Raw genomic sequence first — 17,184 nt, forward strand, 5'->3', positions numbered from 1 at the left:
CTCCGCGAAAGCGGCGCCGGCTCAGGCGCAAAGGCGAGTTGGTCCGCGCCGGCGACGCGTCAGGGAATCACGATGACCGGGCGCTGCGCCCGGCGGGCCAGCCGGCCGGCCACCGAGCCGAAGATCCGGCCGACGATGCCGTGTGTGGAGCCGACCACGATCGCGTCGGCCTCGTACTCCCGGCCGACCTCCTCCAGCTCGTGGCAGATGTCACCGCCGCGCTCGACGAGGATCCAGGGCACCTCGGTGAGATGGTCCGCACAGGCCAGCTCCAGGCCGAGCACTTCGGTGCGGTGATCCGGCACATCCACGAAGACCGGGGGCTCACAGCCCGCCCAGACGGTCGTCGGCAGCCGGTTGGCCACATGGACGATGATCAGACCCGAGCCGAGGCGCCGGGCCATACCGATTGCATACGCCAACGCTCGCTCGCTCGACATGGAGCCGTCGAAGCCGACCACGACGCCGTGCCGGAACGCGGGGTCGCAGGAGTGGCGCGTCTTTTCCGCCGCTTCGAGGTCCGCCATGGGATCGGCGACCTGCTTGCGGTCCGCGGGTTCGGGGATTTCGTGACCGGCCATTGGTGTCTCGGCGAGGACGTCCTCTTGCGGAGGGGCGAACGGGGAACGGCGATTGACTTGATCCGGCAGTTGACTGAGCTGGCGCGCCCGAGGTGCGGGAGCCATAGTTCAAAGAGGAACGATACGACTGGGAATCATCTTCCCAACCCGATACCCCAAGAGTACGGCGCCACTCCCCCGCTGCCCAGAGCCCGCAACGGACGCGGGGCGCCCGCGCGAGGTGGGTGGGGCCTCGAACGTTCCCCGGAGCATGCCGGAGCGTGGCGCGGATGGCAATGCCCCGGCCTGCCCCCGTACGTACCCCTCGCGGTGACCCATGATCGTCGTCGGCGTTGTAGTAACAGCCCGTCCGAGGGGAGTGCGCGGTGCCGTTGCCGTCCGACAGATCACCCGACCCAGTGAGCGATGTGGTGCGCTGGGGCGCGTTCAGCTGTGCCCTGGTACCCCTCGTACTGATCTTCAGCGGTGCTTCCTGGGCCGGTGCGACCGGCGCCGCCGCCGGTCTGGCGGCTGTGACCTGCGCCTGTCGCGCACTGTTGCGGCATTCCGAACGGACCGCCGCGCGGGTCCGCGTGCGTGAGGTCGGAAGACACCGGGACAGAAGCGGACGTTCGGGGGCGGCGGCGCACGGGGGCGGCCGGCATTCCGAAGGGCGTACGCCGGTCGATTGAGGGCGCCTGCAAGTCTGCGCGCGACCGTTTTCAGCCAACTTCCGGCCGAGGTCCACACCTTGTCCGCGGCACCCCTCAACCCTGGTGTGAGCAGGGAGGAAAGGACCGCTGGGCATGGTTGTGCCCTACTGCGAACGGGCAGAGCCGAGACGCGTACTTCCCATGTAGGCCCGACGAGTGGAACGCTTCGTGATCGAATGCTTCGCGCCAAGTTGCCATATCGACATACCAGCGGGTGGTGAACTTGGCACTCCATCCTCACGGAACACAGTAGATTCGATCTTGGTAGCAATGGCGGGGGAACTGTGCAGGACCGAGAGGGCGAGACGACCGAGGGGGGCTTAAGTGCCATGAGCCAGGACTCCGCTGCCGTACCAGATGCCGCACGCAAGCTCGCCGCCCGACGACGCCGCGAAATAGTCGCGGTGCTCCTCTTCAGCGGCGGCCCCATTTTCGAGAGCTCCATTCCGCTCTCGGTCTTCGGCATCGACCGCCAGGACGCAGGCGTCCCGCGGTACCGGCTGCTTGTGTGCGCGGGCGAAGATGCGCCTTTGCGCACGACCGGGGGGCTCGAACTTTCCGCCCCCTACGGGCTGGAGGCGATCTCCCGTGCCGGGACGGTCGTCGTACCGGCCTGGCGTTCCATCACCCAGGCCCCGCCGCCCGCCGCGCTCGACGCGCTGCGCCGCGCGCATGAAGAAGGGGCCAGAATCGTCGGGTTGTGCACGGGGGCGTTCGTCCTCGCCGCGGCCGGACTGCTCGACGGCCGCCCGGCCACGACCCATTGGATGTACGCGCCGACGCTCGCCAAGCGTTATCCGTCCGTCCATGTGGACCCCCGCGAGCTCTTCGTCGACGACGGCGATGTGCTCACGTCCGCGGGGACGGCGGCCGGCATCGACCTGTGTCTGCACATCGTGCGCACCGACCACGGCGCGGACGCCGCGAACGCGCTGGCCCGCCGGCTCGTCGTGCCGCCCCGCCGCACCGCGTCCGATATGGGGCACCAGCGCTACCTGGACAGGTCATTACCTGAAGAGATCGGCGCCGACCCGCTCGCCGAGGTCGTCGCCTGGGCGCTGGAGCATCTCCACGAGCAGTTCGACGTGGAGACGCTGGCCGCGCGCGCCTACATGAGCAGGCGCACCTTCGACCGGCGCTTCCGTTCCCTGACCGGGAGCGCTCCGCTGCAGTGGCTGATCACCCAGCGGGTGCTGCAGGCCCAGCGGCTGCTGGAGACCTCCGACTATTCGGTGGACGAGGTCGCCGGGCGCTGCGGATTCCGCTCGCCGGTCGCCCTGCGCGGCCACTTCCGACGGCAGCTGGGCGCCTCGCCCGCGGCCTACCGTGCGGCCTACCGCGCGCGCCGGCCGCAGAACGGGGGGTCCGAACCCGCGCTGAGACCGGAGCGGGCGGAGCGTGCCGAGCGGCCGGAGCGCGAGCGGGCGGCGCTGGGGGCGGGCAGCGGGGACCGGTATGCGGCCGCCGCGCTGGCCGGCCACGGACTGGCGACCGCCGAAGCGGCCGAAGCGGGCAAACCGCAGTCGGACGCCTACGCCTCCCGCCTGCCGGAATCCCCGGTCGGCCGGGGAGCGGGCCGCCCCGTGCTGCCCGGACAGCGGGAGCGCCCCGTAGGGTGAGATGTATGAACGATCGCATGGTGTGGATCGACTGCGAGATGACCGGACTCTCGCTGGCGAATGACGCGCTCATCGAGGTGGCCGCACTGGTCACCGACTCGGAGCTGAATGTGCTGGGCGACGGGGTGGATGTGGTGATCCGCCCTCCGGCCGAGTCGCTCGGCACCATGCCGGAGGTGGTGCGCCAGATGCACACCGCCTCCGGGCTGCTGGAGGAGCTGGACAGCGGGACGACGCTGGAGGCGGCGGAGGCACAGGTGCTTGCGTACATCAAGCAGCATGTGCCGGAGCCGGGGAAGGCGCCGCTGTGCGGCAATTCCGTCGGCACCGACCGTGGCTTCCTGCTGCGCGACATGCCGACGCTGGAGAGCTACCTCCACTACCGGATCGTCGATGTCTCGTCCGTGAAGGAACTGGCCCGGCGCTGGTTCCCGCGGGCCTACTTCAACAGTCCGGACAAGAACGGCAACCACCGGGCGCTGGCGGACATCCGCGAATCCATCGCGGAACTGCGCTACTACCGGGAGGCGGTCTTCGTGCCGCAGCCCGGCCCCGACTCGGACACCGCGAAGGCCATCGCCGCCAAGCACGTCTTGCCGGCCGAGCAGCAGTCCACACCGTAGTGAGCCGGAGGGCGCGTGTCGCGCGGTGCCCGGGTCCGCCCGTGACCCGCGCGACACGCCCTCGGTCCCGGGACACGAAACCTGGGCGCGAGCACCCCTCCGGACCCTGTACACTTTTTCTCAGCCGGTGGGGAAAAAGAACCACACAGCACCGGTCATGGTGGGTATAGCTCAGCTGGTAGAGCACCTGGTTGTGGTCCAGGATGTCGCGGGTTCAAGTCCCGTTACTCACCCCACTTCAAGGCCCCCGACCTCAGGTCGGGGGCCTTGGCGTTTGTCGGCGTACCGGCTCCCCTTATATGCCGCCATATATAGGGAGCCGGATATGGGGGGCCGGATGTGGGGAGTCGGCTTCCGGAGGGGGTGCCGGTTCAGTAGCCGACGGTGAAGCGCTCGCCGGGGTGGCGGGGCCGCTCGATCTCGTCGAGGACGGCGACGGCGTAGTCCTCGGTGGATATCCGGCTGTGGCCCCCGGCGTCGGTGACGAGATCGTCGGTGGCGGTGCGGTAGCTGCCGGTGCGCTCGCCGGGCTCGATGGTGGCCGCCGGGCTGAGGTTGGTCCAGCGCACATCGGAGACGGAGCGGTAGAAGTCCAGCGCGTCGCCGTGGGCGTGCATGATCTGCAGCAGGAATTCGGGGAGGCCCTCCGCGTCCCAGACCTGCTTGCCGTCCGGGGTGCGCAGCGAACCGGCGCCGCCGACGGTGAGCAGCCGGGGTGCCGCGTCGCCGAGGGTGCGCAGACCGGCGACGAGGGACTCGGCGGCGGGCTTGATCGTGGCGATGTGGCCCGGGCCGTCGCCGCCGCCGACCGCGCTCACCAGGACGTCCCGGCCCTTGGCCGCGGCGGCGACGGAGGCCGGGTCGAGGATGTCGCCGGTGGTCACGGTCAGGTGCTCATGGGTCGTGGTGATCTTCGCGGGGTCGCGGACGACCGCGGTGACCCGGTGACCGCGCCGGAGGGCCTCGTTAAGGATGCGGCTTCCGATGGTGCCGTTGGCCCCGAAGAGAGCGATCGTGGACATGGTGGGTCTCCCAGCTGTTCCGTGGTCCCGGTCGGGACTTCCGTTTTCCGTCAGCTGATGTGCTGACGTCTTTACGCTAGGGGCACGAGCAGGACGTTTCGGGGTAGCGAGGGGACCAGCGATGGTCAGAAAGCGACAGGAGGGCGGGGAGCCCGTTCCGGAGATCCGGGAGGTGGCGTTCTCCGCGCCGGCCGGGCGGCCGGCCGGGGTGGAGGTGCTGACGCTCGCGGAGCTGCGGGCGCGGGCGGACGCCTGCCAACTGGCCACCCCGCACCGCCCCGGCTTCCACCATCTGCTGCTCCTGGACCGCGGCCGGCTGGTGCACAGCGTCGACTTCCGGGAGCACCTCATGGCCCCGGGCGATCTGCTGTGGTCGCGCCCCGGGCAGGTCCAGCACTTCGGCGATCTGACGGGTGCGGAGGGGCGGCTGGTGCTCTTCGAGGCGGGCTTCCTGGACCCGGCGACCGCGGCCGCGGCCCGGATCGAGGACTGGTACGGGCCGCCCGTACGGCATCCCGAGGGCGCGACGGCGCGGGGCGTGGCCGAGGCGCTGCGGCAGCTGCACACCGAGTTCGGGGCGCTGGGCGGGCTGCCGCTGGAGATCCACCTCGATGTGCTGCGGCACCTGCTGGCCGTGCTGGTGCTGCGGGCCGCGCACCCGGGTGGTGCGGCGGGCGGGGAGCGCGACGGGGCCTGTGCGGCGAGCGCGACATATCTGCGTTTCCGGGACGCGGTGGAGCGGGGCTTCACCCGCAGCCGCCGGGTCGCCGACTACGCCCGCTCGCTGGGCTATGCGCCGCGCACCCTCTCCCGGGCCACCGAGGCCGCCGCCGGGGTGGGGGCGAAGGAGTTCATCGACCGGCGGGTGGTGCTGGAGGCCAAGCGGCTGCTGGCGCACGGCGATCAGTCCGCGGCCCGGATCGCGGACCGGCTGGGCTTCGCCGACGCCACCAACTTCAGCAAGTTCTTCCAGCGGCAGACGGGCACCACCCCGATCGCCTTCCGGATGGCCGTACGGGGCGGTGCGGGCTGAGGACGTGCCGCGCACGGAGGAGGGGCGGGGCGCAGCGGTTGGGGGAAGCCCGCTGCGCCCCGCCTCGGGGGCGAGCGGTCCGGGGGGGGACGGACCGCCGGTGGGGGTCAGCCCTTGTACGCGCCGAAGGCCTTGGTGAAGTCCAGCGGGCCCTGCTCGATGGAACTGCAGGTCGGCTGCGCGGAGTTGCCTGTGCCGCCCGGGCAGGCCTTGTCGCGGGTCGAGGACCACATCGACAGCCAGGCCAGGTGCTTGGCCTTGGCGAACTTCACCAGCTGGGTGGCGTCGTCACGGCGGAAGATCTCGGACTGGACGTCGTTGACGCCGATCATCGGGGTCACGGCCACGGTCTTCCAGGCGGCCTTGTCGCTCAGGCCGAGGGCCTTCTTGAGCTGGCCCTGGGTGGCGGTGGCGGCCTGGGTGGCGTAGGTGCCCATGTCGCCGCTGTAGGCGGGTCCGTAGTCCATCGCCATGATGTTGACGGCGGAGATCTTGACGCCGTTCTTCTTGGCGTCGGCGACCAGGTTCACCCCGTCCTGGGTCAGGCCCTCGGGCATGACCGGCAGGGTGAAGGAGACGTCGAGGCCGGGGTGCTTCTTCTGGAGCTGAGTGACGGCCTGGGCGCGGCGGGTGTTGGCGGCGGTGTCCGGCAGTGCGCCGCCCTCGATGTCGAAGTCGACCTTGGTGAGCTCGAACCGGTCGATGACCTTGCCGTAGGCGGCGGCCAGTTCGCCCGTGGAGCCGCAGGCCAGGCCGAGTTCGGAGCCGTTGGCGCCGCCGAAGGAGACCCGGACGTCGCCGCCGGCCGCGCGCAGTGCGGGGATCTGCCGGGCCACCGGGTTGTCGCCCAGCTCGCCCGAGCCGCCCCACTTGGGCACACAGCCGCCGCCGGAGGTGACGAAGGCGAGGTGGAAGTTCTTCACCCCGGTCTTCTTGGCGGTGTCGGCCAGGTCGTAGGCGGGGCTGAGCGAGGTGTCGACGTACGGGGCGAAGCCGGCCGCCGCCTTCGCGGCGGCGGGCGCGGGCCGCGGGGCCTTGGTGGCCATGGCGGAACCGGCGATGGCGAAGGCGCCGCCGGCGGCGACCGCGGCGGCCGCGCCGGTCACGATCAGCTTGGTGGTGCGGCTCTTGCGCCGGCGGTGTACCGAGGAAGTCATCGCGTGCCTGCCTGTCGTCACATGAGGGGGGTGGGGTGCACCGTGGTGCGTCCCGCACGCTAGCGGCAGCGAAACGGACAAATGCCGGGAATGGCACGGCAGTTGGCGGACTTATGGCGGCCTTAAGGCAGCGGAAGGGGGTGGTTAAGAGCCCCCGGCATGTGCCCCGTTCAGGTGCCGGTGCGGGCCGCCCGCCGCCACCGGGTACGGAGCGTGCGGCGCAGCCGGTGGCCGCGTCGTCCGCCGTGCGGGGCGCGCCGGCCGTCCAGCGCCAGCCAGATGCGTACCTCGGTGCCGCCGAGCACCGAGCGGCCGATGCGCACATCGCCGCCGGTGGACTCGGCCAGCCGGCGCACGATGTCCAGACCGAGGCCGGTGGAGCCTTCCCCACCGCCGCCGTGGCCGCGGCGCAGTGCGGCCGCCGGGTCGGCGATGCCCGGCCCGGCGTCCGAGACCAGCACGATCACCGCCTCTTCCGCGTTGTGGACATCGACCGCGAAGGCGGTCCCCTCGGGGGTGTGCCGGAAGACGTTGCCGAGCATCGCGTCCAGGGCGGCGGCGAGTTCGGGGCGGGCGACGGGGATGCGTACGGGGCGGTCCGCGCCGGCGACGCGTACGGTGCGGCCCTCGTCCTCGGCGAGCGCCGACCAGAACGCCATCCGCTCGCGGATCACCTCGGCGGCGTCACAGCCGACCGCGGCGGCCGCCTGCTGGGTCTGGGCCTTCTGCTCGCGGGCGGTACGGATGATCTGGTCGACCTCGCGCTCCAGTTGCTCGACGGCGGCCCGGGTCTGCTCGGCGGCCGGGGTGTCGCCGAGGGAGGCGGTGTTGAGCCGGAGCACGGTCAGCGGGGTGCGCAGCCGGTGCGAGAGGTCGGCGGCCAGTTCCCGTTCGTTGGCCAGCAGTTGGACGACCTGGTCGGCCATGGAGTTGAACGCGCTGGCCGCCAGGCGCAGTTCCTTGGGGCCGTCCTCCGGGACACGTACGCCGAGCTCACCCTTGCCGAGGTCATGGGCGGCGCCGGCGAGGCGTTCGGCGGGCCGGACCATGCGGGTACCGAGCCGGTCGGCGACCGCGACCGAGCCGATGACCAGCGCGAGACCGACACCGGCCAGCACCAGCCAGGAGGTGGTGACGCCGTTGGTGAGCGCCGCGTCGGGGACGAACACCTCGACGACGGCGATACCGGAGGCGACCGCGGTCGGCTGGAGGAGCGAGGAGCCGCCGGGGACCGGTGAGATGGAGGCCCGGCCCAGCTTGACGGCCGCCGCCACGTCGGCCTCCGGGGCGCGCCGGGTGCCGATCTCGGCGGATCTGCCGTTCCTGCCGCTCGCCGGGACATGGACGCCGATCCGGCCGCCGGAGCCGGTCTCGGCGCTGGCGACGGCGCGCTCCAGCTGTGTGCGGTCGGTGGTGATGGCGAGGACCGGGCCGATGGTGGCGGCCTGCCGTTCGGCGCTTCCGTAGGCGCGGTCGCGGGCCAGCTCCTTGACGACCAGTCCGAGGGGGACGGCGAAGGCGACCACGACCATGGCGGTGACCGCCAGCGCCACCTTGACCAGGGCCCATCTCACCGTGGTGGCTCCAGCTTCACCCCGACACCCCGCAGAGTGTGCAAGTACCGTGGTTTCGCCGCGGTTTCGCCCAGTTTGCGGCGCAGCCAGGACAGATGGACGTCGATGGTCTGGTCGTCGCCGTAGGACTGCTGCCAGACCTCGGCGAGGAGTTCCCTGCGGGGGACGACGACACCGGGACGGCCGGCGAGGAAGGCCAGCAGATCGAACTCCCGGCGGGTCAAATCGAGTGTGACGCCGTCCAGTTCGGCCTGCCGGCGCAGCGGGTCGATGGACAGGCCGCCCACCCGGATCACTCGTGAGGGCGGTTCCGCGCCGGCCGCCGCGGACCGGGAGCGGCGGAGTACGGCCGCCATCCGTGCCGAGAGGTGCTCGACGGAGAACGGCTTGATGAGGTAGTCGTCGGCGCCGTCGTTCAACAGCCGGACGATATCGGCCTCGTCGTCCCGGGCTGTGGCGATGATCACTGGGACATCGGTGATTCCGCGAAGCATCTTGAGCGCCTCGCCCCCGTCCAGATCGGGCAGACCGAGGTCGAGGATGACGACGTCGAAACCGACGTGTGCCACCTCGCGGAGCGCTTCCAGGGCGGTACCGACACTGCGTACCGTGTGGGCGGCCTCGGTCAGATGCCGGATGAGGGCCGAGCGTACGAACTGGTCGTCCTCGACCACGAGCACACTTGCCATGGGCGGCACCGTACGCCATTCGGGCGGGGTTACCTGCCCGAGGTTGACAGCGGGGGGTGCGGTCCGCGGTACCGGACGGGCTGCACGGGGACAGGGCGGTGGTGCAGTATGACCCGGATGCAACGAGGACTGGTTCACGCGGCGGCCTGGACGCTGGCGACCGGCGCCGCGGTCACCCTGTCGTGGTTCGGCGTGCACACCGTGCTGTCCGGCACGGCGTACGACGCGCCGCGTGCCCTGCCCCTGACCGACCAAGTGACCTCCTCGGGGCGGCAGTCGGACGACGGCGCCACACCGCGGGCCTCCTCCACGCACCGCCCCAAGCCGTCCCCCTCGGCGGGCCGCAGCAAGGCGCCCGGCGACCACGAACCCTCGCGGCCGCCCACCCCGTCGCACACCGGCTCCCCCCGGTCGGGGTACCCGGGCACCGGCCGGCCGGGCGGCTCCGCCCCGGCCTCCGACGGCCGGGTCAAGAGCTACTCCACGGCGGGCGGCCGGGTGGTCATCGACATGGACAACCGGTCCGCCGAGCTGGTGTCGGCGACCCCGAACCCGGGCTGGGAGATGCAGGTGTGGAAGCAGGTGGGGTGGCTGCGGGTCGACTTCACCGGCGGCGGCGCCCATACGTCCGTGATCTGCACCTGGAACGGCCATCCGCCGACGGTGGAGACCAGCGACCACGCGACGTAGAACGGCCGCGCGCCGCCCGTCAGTCGAAGGCGTCGGCCGGCGGGGCGGGTGAGGGGAGGGCGGTGGCGTCGGTGACCGGGGCCGCGCCGCCGGTGAAGTCCAGCAGCGCGCGGCCGTGTTCGACCCGGCCGGACTGGGGGTCGGTCGCCGCCCGCCGGGTCAGTTCGGCGACCGGCAGCTCCCCGTCGGCGGCCAGCAGCACGGCGTTGCCGAAGCGCCGGCCGCGCAGTACGGCCGGGTCGGCGGTCAGGCACAGCTCGGGGAAGACCGTACGGACCGTGGCGATCTGGGCGCGCAGAAACCGCAGCGGCGGCCCGTCGGCGAGATTCGCCGCGTAGAACCCGCCGGGCCGCAGCGCCCGGTGCACCTCCGCCACGAATTCGGTACTGGTCAGATGCGCGGGCGTGCGGGCACCGGCGAAGACATCGGCGATGATCAGATCCGCCCAGCCGTCCGGGACCTTCGCCAGACCGGCGCGGGCGTCGCCGCCGCGCACCCGTATCCGCCAGCCGCTGTCCAACGGCAGCTGCCGGCGTATGAGAGGGACCAGCGCCGCGTCGATCTCCACGACCTGCTGGGTGGACCGCGGCCGGGTCGCCGCGACATAGCGGGCCAGGGTCAGGGCGCCGCCGCCGAGGTGGACGACGCGCAGCGGTTTGCCGGCCGGTCCGGCCAGATCGGCGAGGTGGCCGAGCCGCCGCTGATAGGGGAATTCCAGATATGCGGGGTCGTCGAGGTCCACATGGGACTGCGGAGCACCGTCGATCAGCAGTGTCCAGCCGCGCGGCCGGTCCCGGTCGGGACGTAGCTCGGCAAGCCCGCCGTCCACCGTTTCGGTGACGGGCTCCGGGCCGCCGCGCCCTCGTCTGCTCTTCGCCATGCCCTCCAGTATGGCCTGTGCCCGGGATGCCGTATCCGCTGGTCAGCGCGATAGCGGCGCCCGGAGGCCAAGGGGCCGGGCGTGCGGAGCAGAGTGGCGAACCACCCACGACCGAGGTCACGGGTGATCCGCCAACTGCACATCATGACCCGTGCCGGCCCGATGTCCATCCGGACCGGCGGGCGGATCACCTATTGACGCATGCGTTCCCGAACGCCGGGTTCAACGCCGCGACAAGGTTGAGGCTGTTGCCGCAGATGTTGATCGGGATGTTGATCGGGACCTGGACATTGTTGCCACTGAGAATGCCCGGGGAACCCGCGGCAAAGCCCGCCGCATTGGCGCCACTGCGGTGGTTGTACAAACCGCGGTGGTCGTGACGGTAGCTGTCGTGATGGTCGTGGTGACCACGGCCGTGGTCCCCGCTTGCAGATGCGATGCCTGCGCCACCCAGAACCATGGCACAGCTGGCCGCAGTCATCGCGGCGGTCGTAACAAACCGCTTCATCCCATTCTCCTTTCAGTTCGCGAATGGGGCAACCGGTCACAACGAGCGGAATGAGTCAGGGATGCGGGCATTCCCTCTTCCGGGAAATCGTTAGGCCTTCTGGCAGTAATGGCCGGGCGGTACGAAGTCCGGCATTCCGCCGAATGGCCGCCCCCGACCGGGGTCCGGCGTGCCTGCCGCGGTTTCCAACATGATTTCTGTCAGAGTGCTCTCCTGTTTGACTGATTGAAGTCGGAGAGGAAGACATGCGGAAGTCGATGGACCGCACCGGGCGCGGCGTCGTATGCGCGCTGGCGTCCTTGGCATTGTCGGCCGCCTTGTCTTCGGCGGTGGCCGCGCCGGCTCCCATGGAATCCGCACGAATTCCGTTCACCGAGCGCTATCACGCCACCCAGCACGGCGGTATCGCGCGCGCCGCCAACTCCTCCGTCACCTGCAAAACGGCGGCCGGCCGCACCGCCACCCCGTGTGCGGCGGTCCAGCAGGGCGGCGCCGGCGCGAACGGCCGCTACCGGATGGCGTACATCGACGTCGACTCCGACGCCCGTACCGCCAACTCCAGCAGCGCCACCCTGCGGATCCCGGCCGGCTCCCGGGTGAGCTACGCCCGGCTGTACTGGGGCGGCAGCCTGCGGGGCAGCGGGCAGAAGGCCGCCAAGGACAACGGCCGGGTGCTGCTCGCCGAGCCCGGCGGCCGGTACCGACAGGTGCGCGCCGACACCATGACCGGGCACCGCCCGCACTCCGCGACCGAGGGATTCCAGGCCTCGGCGGAGGTCACCGAACTGGTGCGGAACAGCGGCGGCGGCGCCTACACGGTGGCGCAGATCAATATGGCGACGGGCCATTCCACGGCCGGTGTCTGGGGCGGCTGGACATTGGTGGCCGCATACGAGAACAAAAAGCAGCCGCTGCGCAGAATCGCGCTGTGGGACGGCTTCCAGTCGCTGGGCGCGGACCGCCGGGAGCTTTCGGTGCGACTGCCCGGACTGCGTATCCCGGCGAATTCACACGGCCGCGCGGGCGTGGTGGCATACGACGGCGACCGGGGCCACGGAAATGACACGCTCACCGTCCGGGCCGGACAGCACCGCGCGCACACGGTGCGGGACACCGCCAATCCGGCGAATGATGTGATGAATTCGACGGTCACCGATCTCGGCCGCCCGACGATGCGGTGGCCCGCTTACCGGAACACGCTCGGATTTGATTCCGACGTATTCGACATCACGCCCGCGCTGCGGTCCGGCGGCGACCGGCTCACTTTCCGCTTCACCACCACTCGCAATCCCGGATATCTGCTCGGCGCGCTCTTCGTCCAGACCGATACCAGGCGCTGAGCGACGCGCCCCGGGAATTCCGGAGAGCAGAGAGCGGATCAGCCGATGCGGATCAGCCGATGACGACGGAGAGCGCGGACGCGCACCGCTCCGCCCGGGTCCCGCCCCCGTCGGCGGTCCCCCGCCCGGCGGCCGCGGTCCGTCCGCCGCGCGGGCCGGGGCGGGAAACCCTTCCCCCGCCCCGGCCCGGCCGCGGTGTACGGCGGCGGACCGTCGCCCCGCTGCTCGCCGTCGACGCTCTGGCCACCGCGGCCACCGCGCTGCTCGTCCTCGGCACCGGAACGGCGCCGACCGCACTCGGCCTCCTCCTGGCGGGGCTGCTGCTGCTCCACTCCCACGCCGGTCTCTACCGTCCCGGCCCCGCCCCGCGCACGCTGAATGATCTGCCGACGCTGCTGGGCCGGTCCGCCGTCTGCTGGTGCGCGGCGGCCGCGGTGCTCGCCGCCGTACGCCCCGGGCAGGCGCTGCCGCCGGCCCTGCTGGTGGGTGCGGTGGCGGTGCACACCGCGCTGGGCTGCGGCGGCCGGGCCGCGGTCCACCGGGCCCGCCGAGCCGCCGCCCGCCGCCGGCCCCGCGCCACGCTGATCGTCGGCACCGGCCCGGCGGCCCGGCAGCTCGCCGCCGTCCTGCACACCCACCCCGAGTACGGGATGCGTCCGGTGGGCGTGGTCACCCCGCCGTCGCTGCCGCCCGCCGGATCCGACGCAACGGGCACCTCCGGATCCGGCACGCCCCCGGGCACCGCCGGACCGCCGCTGCCGCGGCTCGGCTCCGCGCAGGACATCACCCGCGCCGTCATCCAGCACACCGTGCGGGACGTGGTGTTCACCCTGCCGCCGTACGGCGATCCGCACACCACCGCACTGCTGCGCCGCTTCATCGCCCAGGGCTCGGCCGTCTGGCTGGCCGGCGCCGCGGCCGCCCGCGAGGGCCGGACGCCGCATGCGGACACCGACCACCTGAGGGGCTTCGCCTGCCGGCTCCTGGACACCGCCCCGCCGCGGCACGGCGGTGGGAGCAAGCGGCTGCTGGACCTCACGCTGGCCGCGTCGGGGCTGGTGGTCACCGCCCCGGTACTGCTGGGCTGCGCCCTCGCGGTGCGGCTCGCCGTCGGGCCCGGTGTGCTCTTCCGGCAGGAACGCATCGGCCGAGGGGGCCGCAGTTTCACCCTGCTGAAGTTCCGCACCTGGCAGCCGTGCGACGAGCACGAGGCGGCGACGCGGTGGAGCCTGGCGGACGAGAGCCGGATGAGCCGGGTCGGCCGGCTGCTGCGGCGCACCTCGCTCGATGAGCTGCCGCAGCTGTGGAACGTACTGCGCGGCGAGATGAGCCTGGTCGGGCCGCGCCCGGAACGTCCCTTCTTCGTCGAGCGGTTCCTCGGGACCTGCCCCGACTACGGCGCCCGGCTCCGGATGCCGGCGGGTATGACCGGCCTGGCGCAGGTGCACGGGCTGCGCGGCGACACCTCCGTCGAGGACCGGGTCCGCTTCGACAACCTCTACATCGACAGCTGGTCACTGCGGCAGGACCTGCTGATCCTGCTGCGCACCGTGGCCTCGGTGGTGCGGCTGGAGGGCAGATGAGCGCGGGCGCCCCGCCGCTGCGCCGCCCCGGCCGCACCGCCGCGGTGCCCGTCCCGCCCGGCAGGCCCGGGGGCGACCACGCCTGGGATCCGCCGGACCCCCGTAACCGCGCCCTGCACCCGCTGCGGCGCCGTGCCCTGCCCCCCGACCGGACCACCACCCCGGCCGCTACCTCTGGAGGCATCCGGTGAAGGTTCTGCATGTGATCACAGACCTCGACGTGGGCGGCGCCGAACAGCAGCTGCGGCTGCTGCTGCGCCGGCTCCCCGCGCACTGCGAGGTCCTCACCCTGACCGGTCCGGGCCCGGTCGCCGAGGGCATCGAGGCCGACGGCACCCCCGTCCGCCACCTCGGCATGACCGGCAACCGCGACCTGACCGCGCTCCCCCGTCTCGCCGGGCTGATCCGCGACGGCGGCTACGACCTGGTGCACACCCACCTCTACCGGGCCTGCGTCTACGGCCGGGTCGCCGCCCGGCTGGCCGGCGTACGGGCCGTGGTCGCCACCGAACACTCCCTGGGCGACGCGGTCATCGAGGGCCGCCGGCTGACCCGTGGCGTCCGCACCCTCTACCGGGCCACCGAACGGCTGGGGACGGCCACGGTCGCCGTCTCGGACACCGTCGCCGCCCGGCTGCGCCGCTGGGGCGTACCGGAGCAGCGGATCCACGTGGTCCCCAACGGGATCGAGGCGCACCGGTTCGGCTTCGACCCGGCGGCGCGGGCGCTGGTGCGTACCCGGCTGGGCCTGCCGCTGGATGCCTTCGTGGTCGGTGGCGCCGGACGGCTGGTGCCCGGCAAGCGGTTCGATGTGCTGGTCCGCGCGGTGACCCAGCTGCCCGGTGTGCACCTGCTGTTGGCGGGTGCGGGGCCGGAGCGGGAGATGCTGCGGCGGATGGCGGAGCAGTTCGGCTCGGGCGACCGGATCCATCTGCTGGGCGAGCGCGACGGCGCGGTCGACACGGCGGCCGCCGGCCGAGGGGCCGCCGGGCCCGATATCCCCGGCCTGCTCTCCGCCATCGACGTCTTTGTCTCGCCCTCCCCGGACGAGGCGTTCGGGCTGGCCGTCCTGGAGGCGCTCGCGTCCGGGCTGCATGTGCTCTACGGCAGCTGCCCGGCGGTCGACGAACTGCCCGCCGACCGGGCCCCCGGCGCCCGCCACTTCGGCCTCAACGTCCATGAACTGGGCACCGCCCTGCGGGACCTGCGGCGTCAGGGCCCGGGCCGGCTGCCGGTCCCGCCGGTGGTGCGGCGCTATGACATCAGCCGCAGCGCCGAGGCGCTGATGTCCGTGTACGAGCAGGCCGTGGCCGTGACCTCGGCACGGCGCAGGACCCCGGCGGTCGTGCCGCCGCCGCAGGGCCGGGCCGCCGTGCTCCCCGCGGCGAGCGTGTCGCTGCCGGACCCGTCCCGGTCGCCCGACCCGTCCCCGCTCCCGAACAGGTAGGCAGCGCCATGGCCGAGGCCGTGAGAGATGAGACCGGGTCGGCGTACGACGGGAAGGCGCGCACCGACGGGAGCGTGCGCGCCGACGGGAGGGCGGGCGGCCGGTCGCGGCGACACCGCTGATGCTGACGTACCGTCCGCTGCCGCGGTTGCTGCCCGTGCCGGTTCCGGTGCCGGTTCCGGCAGGCGCCTCCGGTGCGGAAGGGCGCCGGACGGCAAGGGCCTGCCGCCGCCCCCGACGCCCGGGCCGACGGGCCGGTGCTGTGGAACGGCGTCCGTCCGTCCGCACGCCCGCCGCGTCGGCAATCCCCTGACGCCCTCCGGGAGATGACCCGTACGGCGCGCCCCGGCCCCTCCCCGACAGCCCCTGACCGCCCTCCGTCCCCCACACGGTCCACCGAAGGGAAGGGCGGAGCCGCATCGCGCGCACCGCACCGCGCACCAACCCGCACCGCACAAAAGAAAGAGCAGGGAACTTCCATGTACGACCTCGTCGTGGTGGGCGCCGGCCCCTACGGACTCTCGATCGCCGCGCATGCGGCGGCGGCCGGACTGCGGCTGCGGGTCCTGGGCCGGCCGATGGCCTCGTGGCGCGCTCACATGCCCGACGGCATGCTCCTCAAGTCCGAGCCCTGGTCCACCGATCTCTCCGACCCGGCCGGCGGCCACACCCTGGCCGACTACTGCGCCGCCCACGATCTGACCGCCGAGCACGGCGTCCCGCTGCCCCTCGACACCTTCGCCGCGTACGGCAGGTGGTTCGGCGAACGGGCGGTACCGCAGGTCGAGGAGGTCACCGTCACCTCCGTACGCCCTGACGGCGACGGCTTCCACGTCGAGACGGACACCGGCGAGCAGATCCCGGCCCGGACCGTGGCGCTCGCCGTCGGGGTGATGCCCTTCGTCAACCGCCCGTGGCCGCTGCTCGAACTGCCCCCGGAGCTCGCCTCGCACAGCAGCGACCACCGCGATCTGCGCCGCTTCGCCGGCCAGGACGTCACCGTGCTCGGCTCCGGGCAGTCCGCGCTGGAGACCGCGACCCTGCTGGCCGAACAGGGCGCCCGGCCCCGCCTCGTGGCCCGTGCCGACCACCTGCGCTGGAACGCCCCGCCACAGCCGCTGGCGCGCGGCCGGCTGCGCGCGCTGCGCGACCCGCACTCCGGGCTCGGCACCGGCTGGCCGAACTGGCTGTGGTCGCAGATGCCCGGGGCGGTACGCCGGCTGCCCCCGGGAACCCGGGTGCACATCGCGGAGAACGCGCTGGGCCCGGCGGGCGCCTGGTGGCTGCGGGAGCGCTTCGAGCCGGCGGTGCCGGTGCTGCTGGGCCACCGGGTCCGGGCGGCGGCTCCCCAGGATGACGGGGTGCGGCTCCACCTCACCCATACGGACGGCCGCACCGAGACCCTCGACACCCAGCACGTGGTGGCGGCCACCGGCTTCACCCCGGACCTCGGGCGGCTGCGGCTGCTCGCTCCCCAAGTGCGCACCACCCTGCGGACGGTGGGCGGCAGCCGGGCGCCCGAGCTGAGCTCCGGCTTCGAATCGTCCTGGCCCGGGCTGTTCTTCGCGGGGCTGCTGACCGCGCCGTCGTTCGGCCCGTCGATGCGCTTCGTGTACGGCGCGGCCTTCACCGCGGCGCGGATGCTGCGCGGCGTACAGCGCCGGCTCGGCGACCGCCGCGGCGCCACCACCATCCCCCGCCCGGCGCGGGACAGCACACCGGCCGCCCACTAGGGGGCACCATAAG

The 17,184-nt window shown here is 72.6% G+C and carries 15 protein-coding genes, 1 tRNA gene and 1 pseudogene; 10 read left to right on the forward strand and 7 right to left on the reverse strand.

Translation table 11 applies throughout. From position 1 onward, the window contains the following. Window positions 1–59: 59 nt before the first annotated feature. The gene (locus NUT86_RS15380; protein WP_018093093.1) at window positions 60–581 is read right to left on the reverse strand and encodes a universal stress protein; all 522 of its coding nucleotides are present in this window, start codon (window positions 579–581) and stop codon (window positions 60–62) included. 1,021 nt (window positions 582–1,602) lie between these two features. Between NUT86_RS15380 and NUT86_RS15390 the strand changes: the two genes are divergently transcribed. From NUT86_RS15390 to NUT86_RS15400, 3 genes are all read left to right on the forward strand, one after another. Continuing rightward, entirely contained in the window at window positions 1,603–2,892 is a 1,290-nt protein-coding gene (locus tag NUT86_RS15390) for a GlxA family transcriptional regulator (RefSeq protein WP_026169937.1), read from the forward strand. Window positions 2,893–2,897: 5 nt separating this feature from the next. Then, entirely contained in the window at window positions 2,898–3,515 is a 618-nt protein-coding gene (gene orn / locus NUT86_RS15395) for an oligoribonuclease (RefSeq protein ID WP_026169936.1), read from the forward strand. Window positions 3,516–3,675: 160 nt separating this feature from the next. Next, window positions 3,676–3,751 (forward strand) — tRNA-His (locus NUT86_RS15400). 135 nt (window positions 3,752–3,886) lie between these two features. On the opposite strand, the gene NUT86_RS15405 is transcribed toward NUT86_RS15400, so the two are convergent. Continuing rightward, a complete protein-coding gene (locus tag NUT86_RS15405) occupies window positions 3,887–4,537 on the reverse strand; it encodes an NAD(P)-dependent oxidoreductase (protein ID WP_266443116.1) in 651 nt (216 codons plus the stop codon). A 121-nt stretch (window positions 4,538–4,658) separates the two neighbouring features. On the opposite strand from NUT86_RS15405, the gene NUT86_RS15410 reads away from it, so the two are divergent. Then, window positions 4,659–5,570 carry a helix-turn-helix domain-containing protein gene (locus NUT86_RS15410; protein WP_274735793.1) on the forward strand — a complete coding sequence of 304 codons (912 nt, stop codon included), beginning with the start codon at window positions 4,659–4,661 and terminating at the stop codon, window positions 5,568–5,570. A gap of 107 nt (window positions 5,571–5,677) precedes the next feature. On the opposite strand, the pseudogene NUT86_RS15415 reads toward NUT86_RS15410, so the two are convergent. The 3 genes and pseudogenes from NUT86_RS15415 to NUT86_RS15425 form a co-directional block, all read right to left on the reverse strand. Further along, window positions 5,678–6,654, reverse strand: a pseudogene (locus NUT86_RS15415) (chitinase); the annotation flags it as partial. A 243-nt stretch (window positions 6,655–6,897) separates the two neighbouring features. Then, complete coding sequence (locus NUT86_RS15420) at window positions 6,898–8,301, reverse strand: sensor histidine kinase (RefSeq protein ID WP_018091392.1); 1,404 nt, start codon at window positions 8,299–8,301, stop codon at window positions 6,898–6,900. Then, window positions 8,298–8,990, reverse strand: a complete 693-nt coding sequence (locus tag NUT86_RS15425) for a response regulator transcription factor (protein ID WP_018091391.1) — start codon at window positions 8,988–8,990, stop codon at window positions 8,298–8,300. Before NUT86_RS15425 ends, NUT86_RS15420 begins: the two co-directional genes overlap by 4 nt. Before the next feature lie 108 nt (window positions 8,991–9,098). Here NUT86_RS15425 and NUT86_RS15430 point away from each other — a divergent pair, with 108 nt between their 5' ends. Beyond that, window positions 9,099–9,680: a hypothetical protein gene (locus NUT86_RS15430; RefSeq protein WP_274735797.1), complete on the forward strand. Its 582-nt coding sequence runs from the start codon at window positions 9,099–9,101 to the stop codon at window positions 9,678–9,680. 19 nt (window positions 9,681–9,699) lie between these two features. On the opposite strand, the gene NUT86_RS15435 is transcribed toward NUT86_RS15430, so the two are convergent. Together NUT86_RS15435 and NUT86_RS15440 are read right to left on the reverse strand one after the other, a co-directional pair. After that, entirely contained in the window at window positions 9,700–10,560 is an 861-nt protein-coding gene (locus NUT86_RS15435) for a spermidine synthase (RefSeq protein ID WP_018091389.1), read from the reverse strand. Between the two features lie 187 nt (window positions 10,561–10,747). Then, window positions 10,748–11,068, reverse strand: a complete 321-nt coding sequence (locus NUT86_RS15440) for a chaplin (RefSeq protein WP_078518717.1) — start codon at window positions 11,066–11,068, stop codon at window positions 10,748–10,750. A 245-nt stretch (window positions 11,069–11,313) separates the two neighbouring features. On the opposite strand from NUT86_RS15440, the gene NUT86_RS15445 reads away from it, so the two are divergent. The 5 genes from NUT86_RS15445 (at window position 11,314) to NUT86_RS15465 (ending at window position 17,171) form a co-directional block, all read left to right on the forward strand. Continuing rightward, entirely contained in the window at window positions 11,314–12,408 is a 1,095-nt protein-coding gene (locus tag NUT86_RS15445; RefSeq protein WP_446750765.1) for a hypothetical protein, read from the forward strand. A gap of 59 nt (window positions 12,409–12,467) precedes the next feature. After that, window positions 12,468–13,991, forward strand: coding sequence for a sugar transferase (locus NUT86_RS15450; protein WP_274735803.1), 1,524 nt, complete (start codon window positions 12,468–12,470; stop codon window positions 13,989–13,991). After that, window positions 13,988–14,182 (forward strand): hypothetical protein, encoded by a 195-nt coding sequence (locus NUT86_RS15455; protein WP_148591315.1) that lies wholly within the window; start codon window positions 13,988–13,990, stop codon window positions 14,180–14,182. Before NUT86_RS15450 ends, NUT86_RS15455 begins: the two co-directional genes overlap by 4 nt. Continuing rightward, window positions 14,179–15,438 (forward strand): glycosyltransferase, encoded by a 1,260-nt coding sequence (locus tag NUT86_RS15460; protein WP_018091385.1) that lies wholly within the window; start codon window positions 14,179–14,181, stop codon window positions 15,436–15,438. The genes NUT86_RS15455 and NUT86_RS15460 overlap by 4 nt, the downstream gene beginning before the upstream one ends. Window positions 15,439–15,917: 479 nt before the next feature. Further along, window positions 15,918–17,171 carry an NAD(P)-binding domain-containing protein gene (locus NUT86_RS15465; protein WP_109889946.1) on the forward strand — a complete coding sequence of 418 codons (1,254 nt, stop codon included), beginning with the start codon at window positions 15,918–15,920 and terminating at the stop codon, window positions 17,169–17,171. Window positions 17,172–17,184: the final 13 nt, after the last annotated feature.

The sequence above is a fragment of the Streptomyces sp. G7(2002) genome (assembly GCF_028870195.1).
GTDB classification, from domain to species: domain Bacteria; phylum Actinomycetota; class Actinomycetes; order Streptomycetales; family Streptomycetaceae; genus Streptomyces; species Streptomyces nigrescens.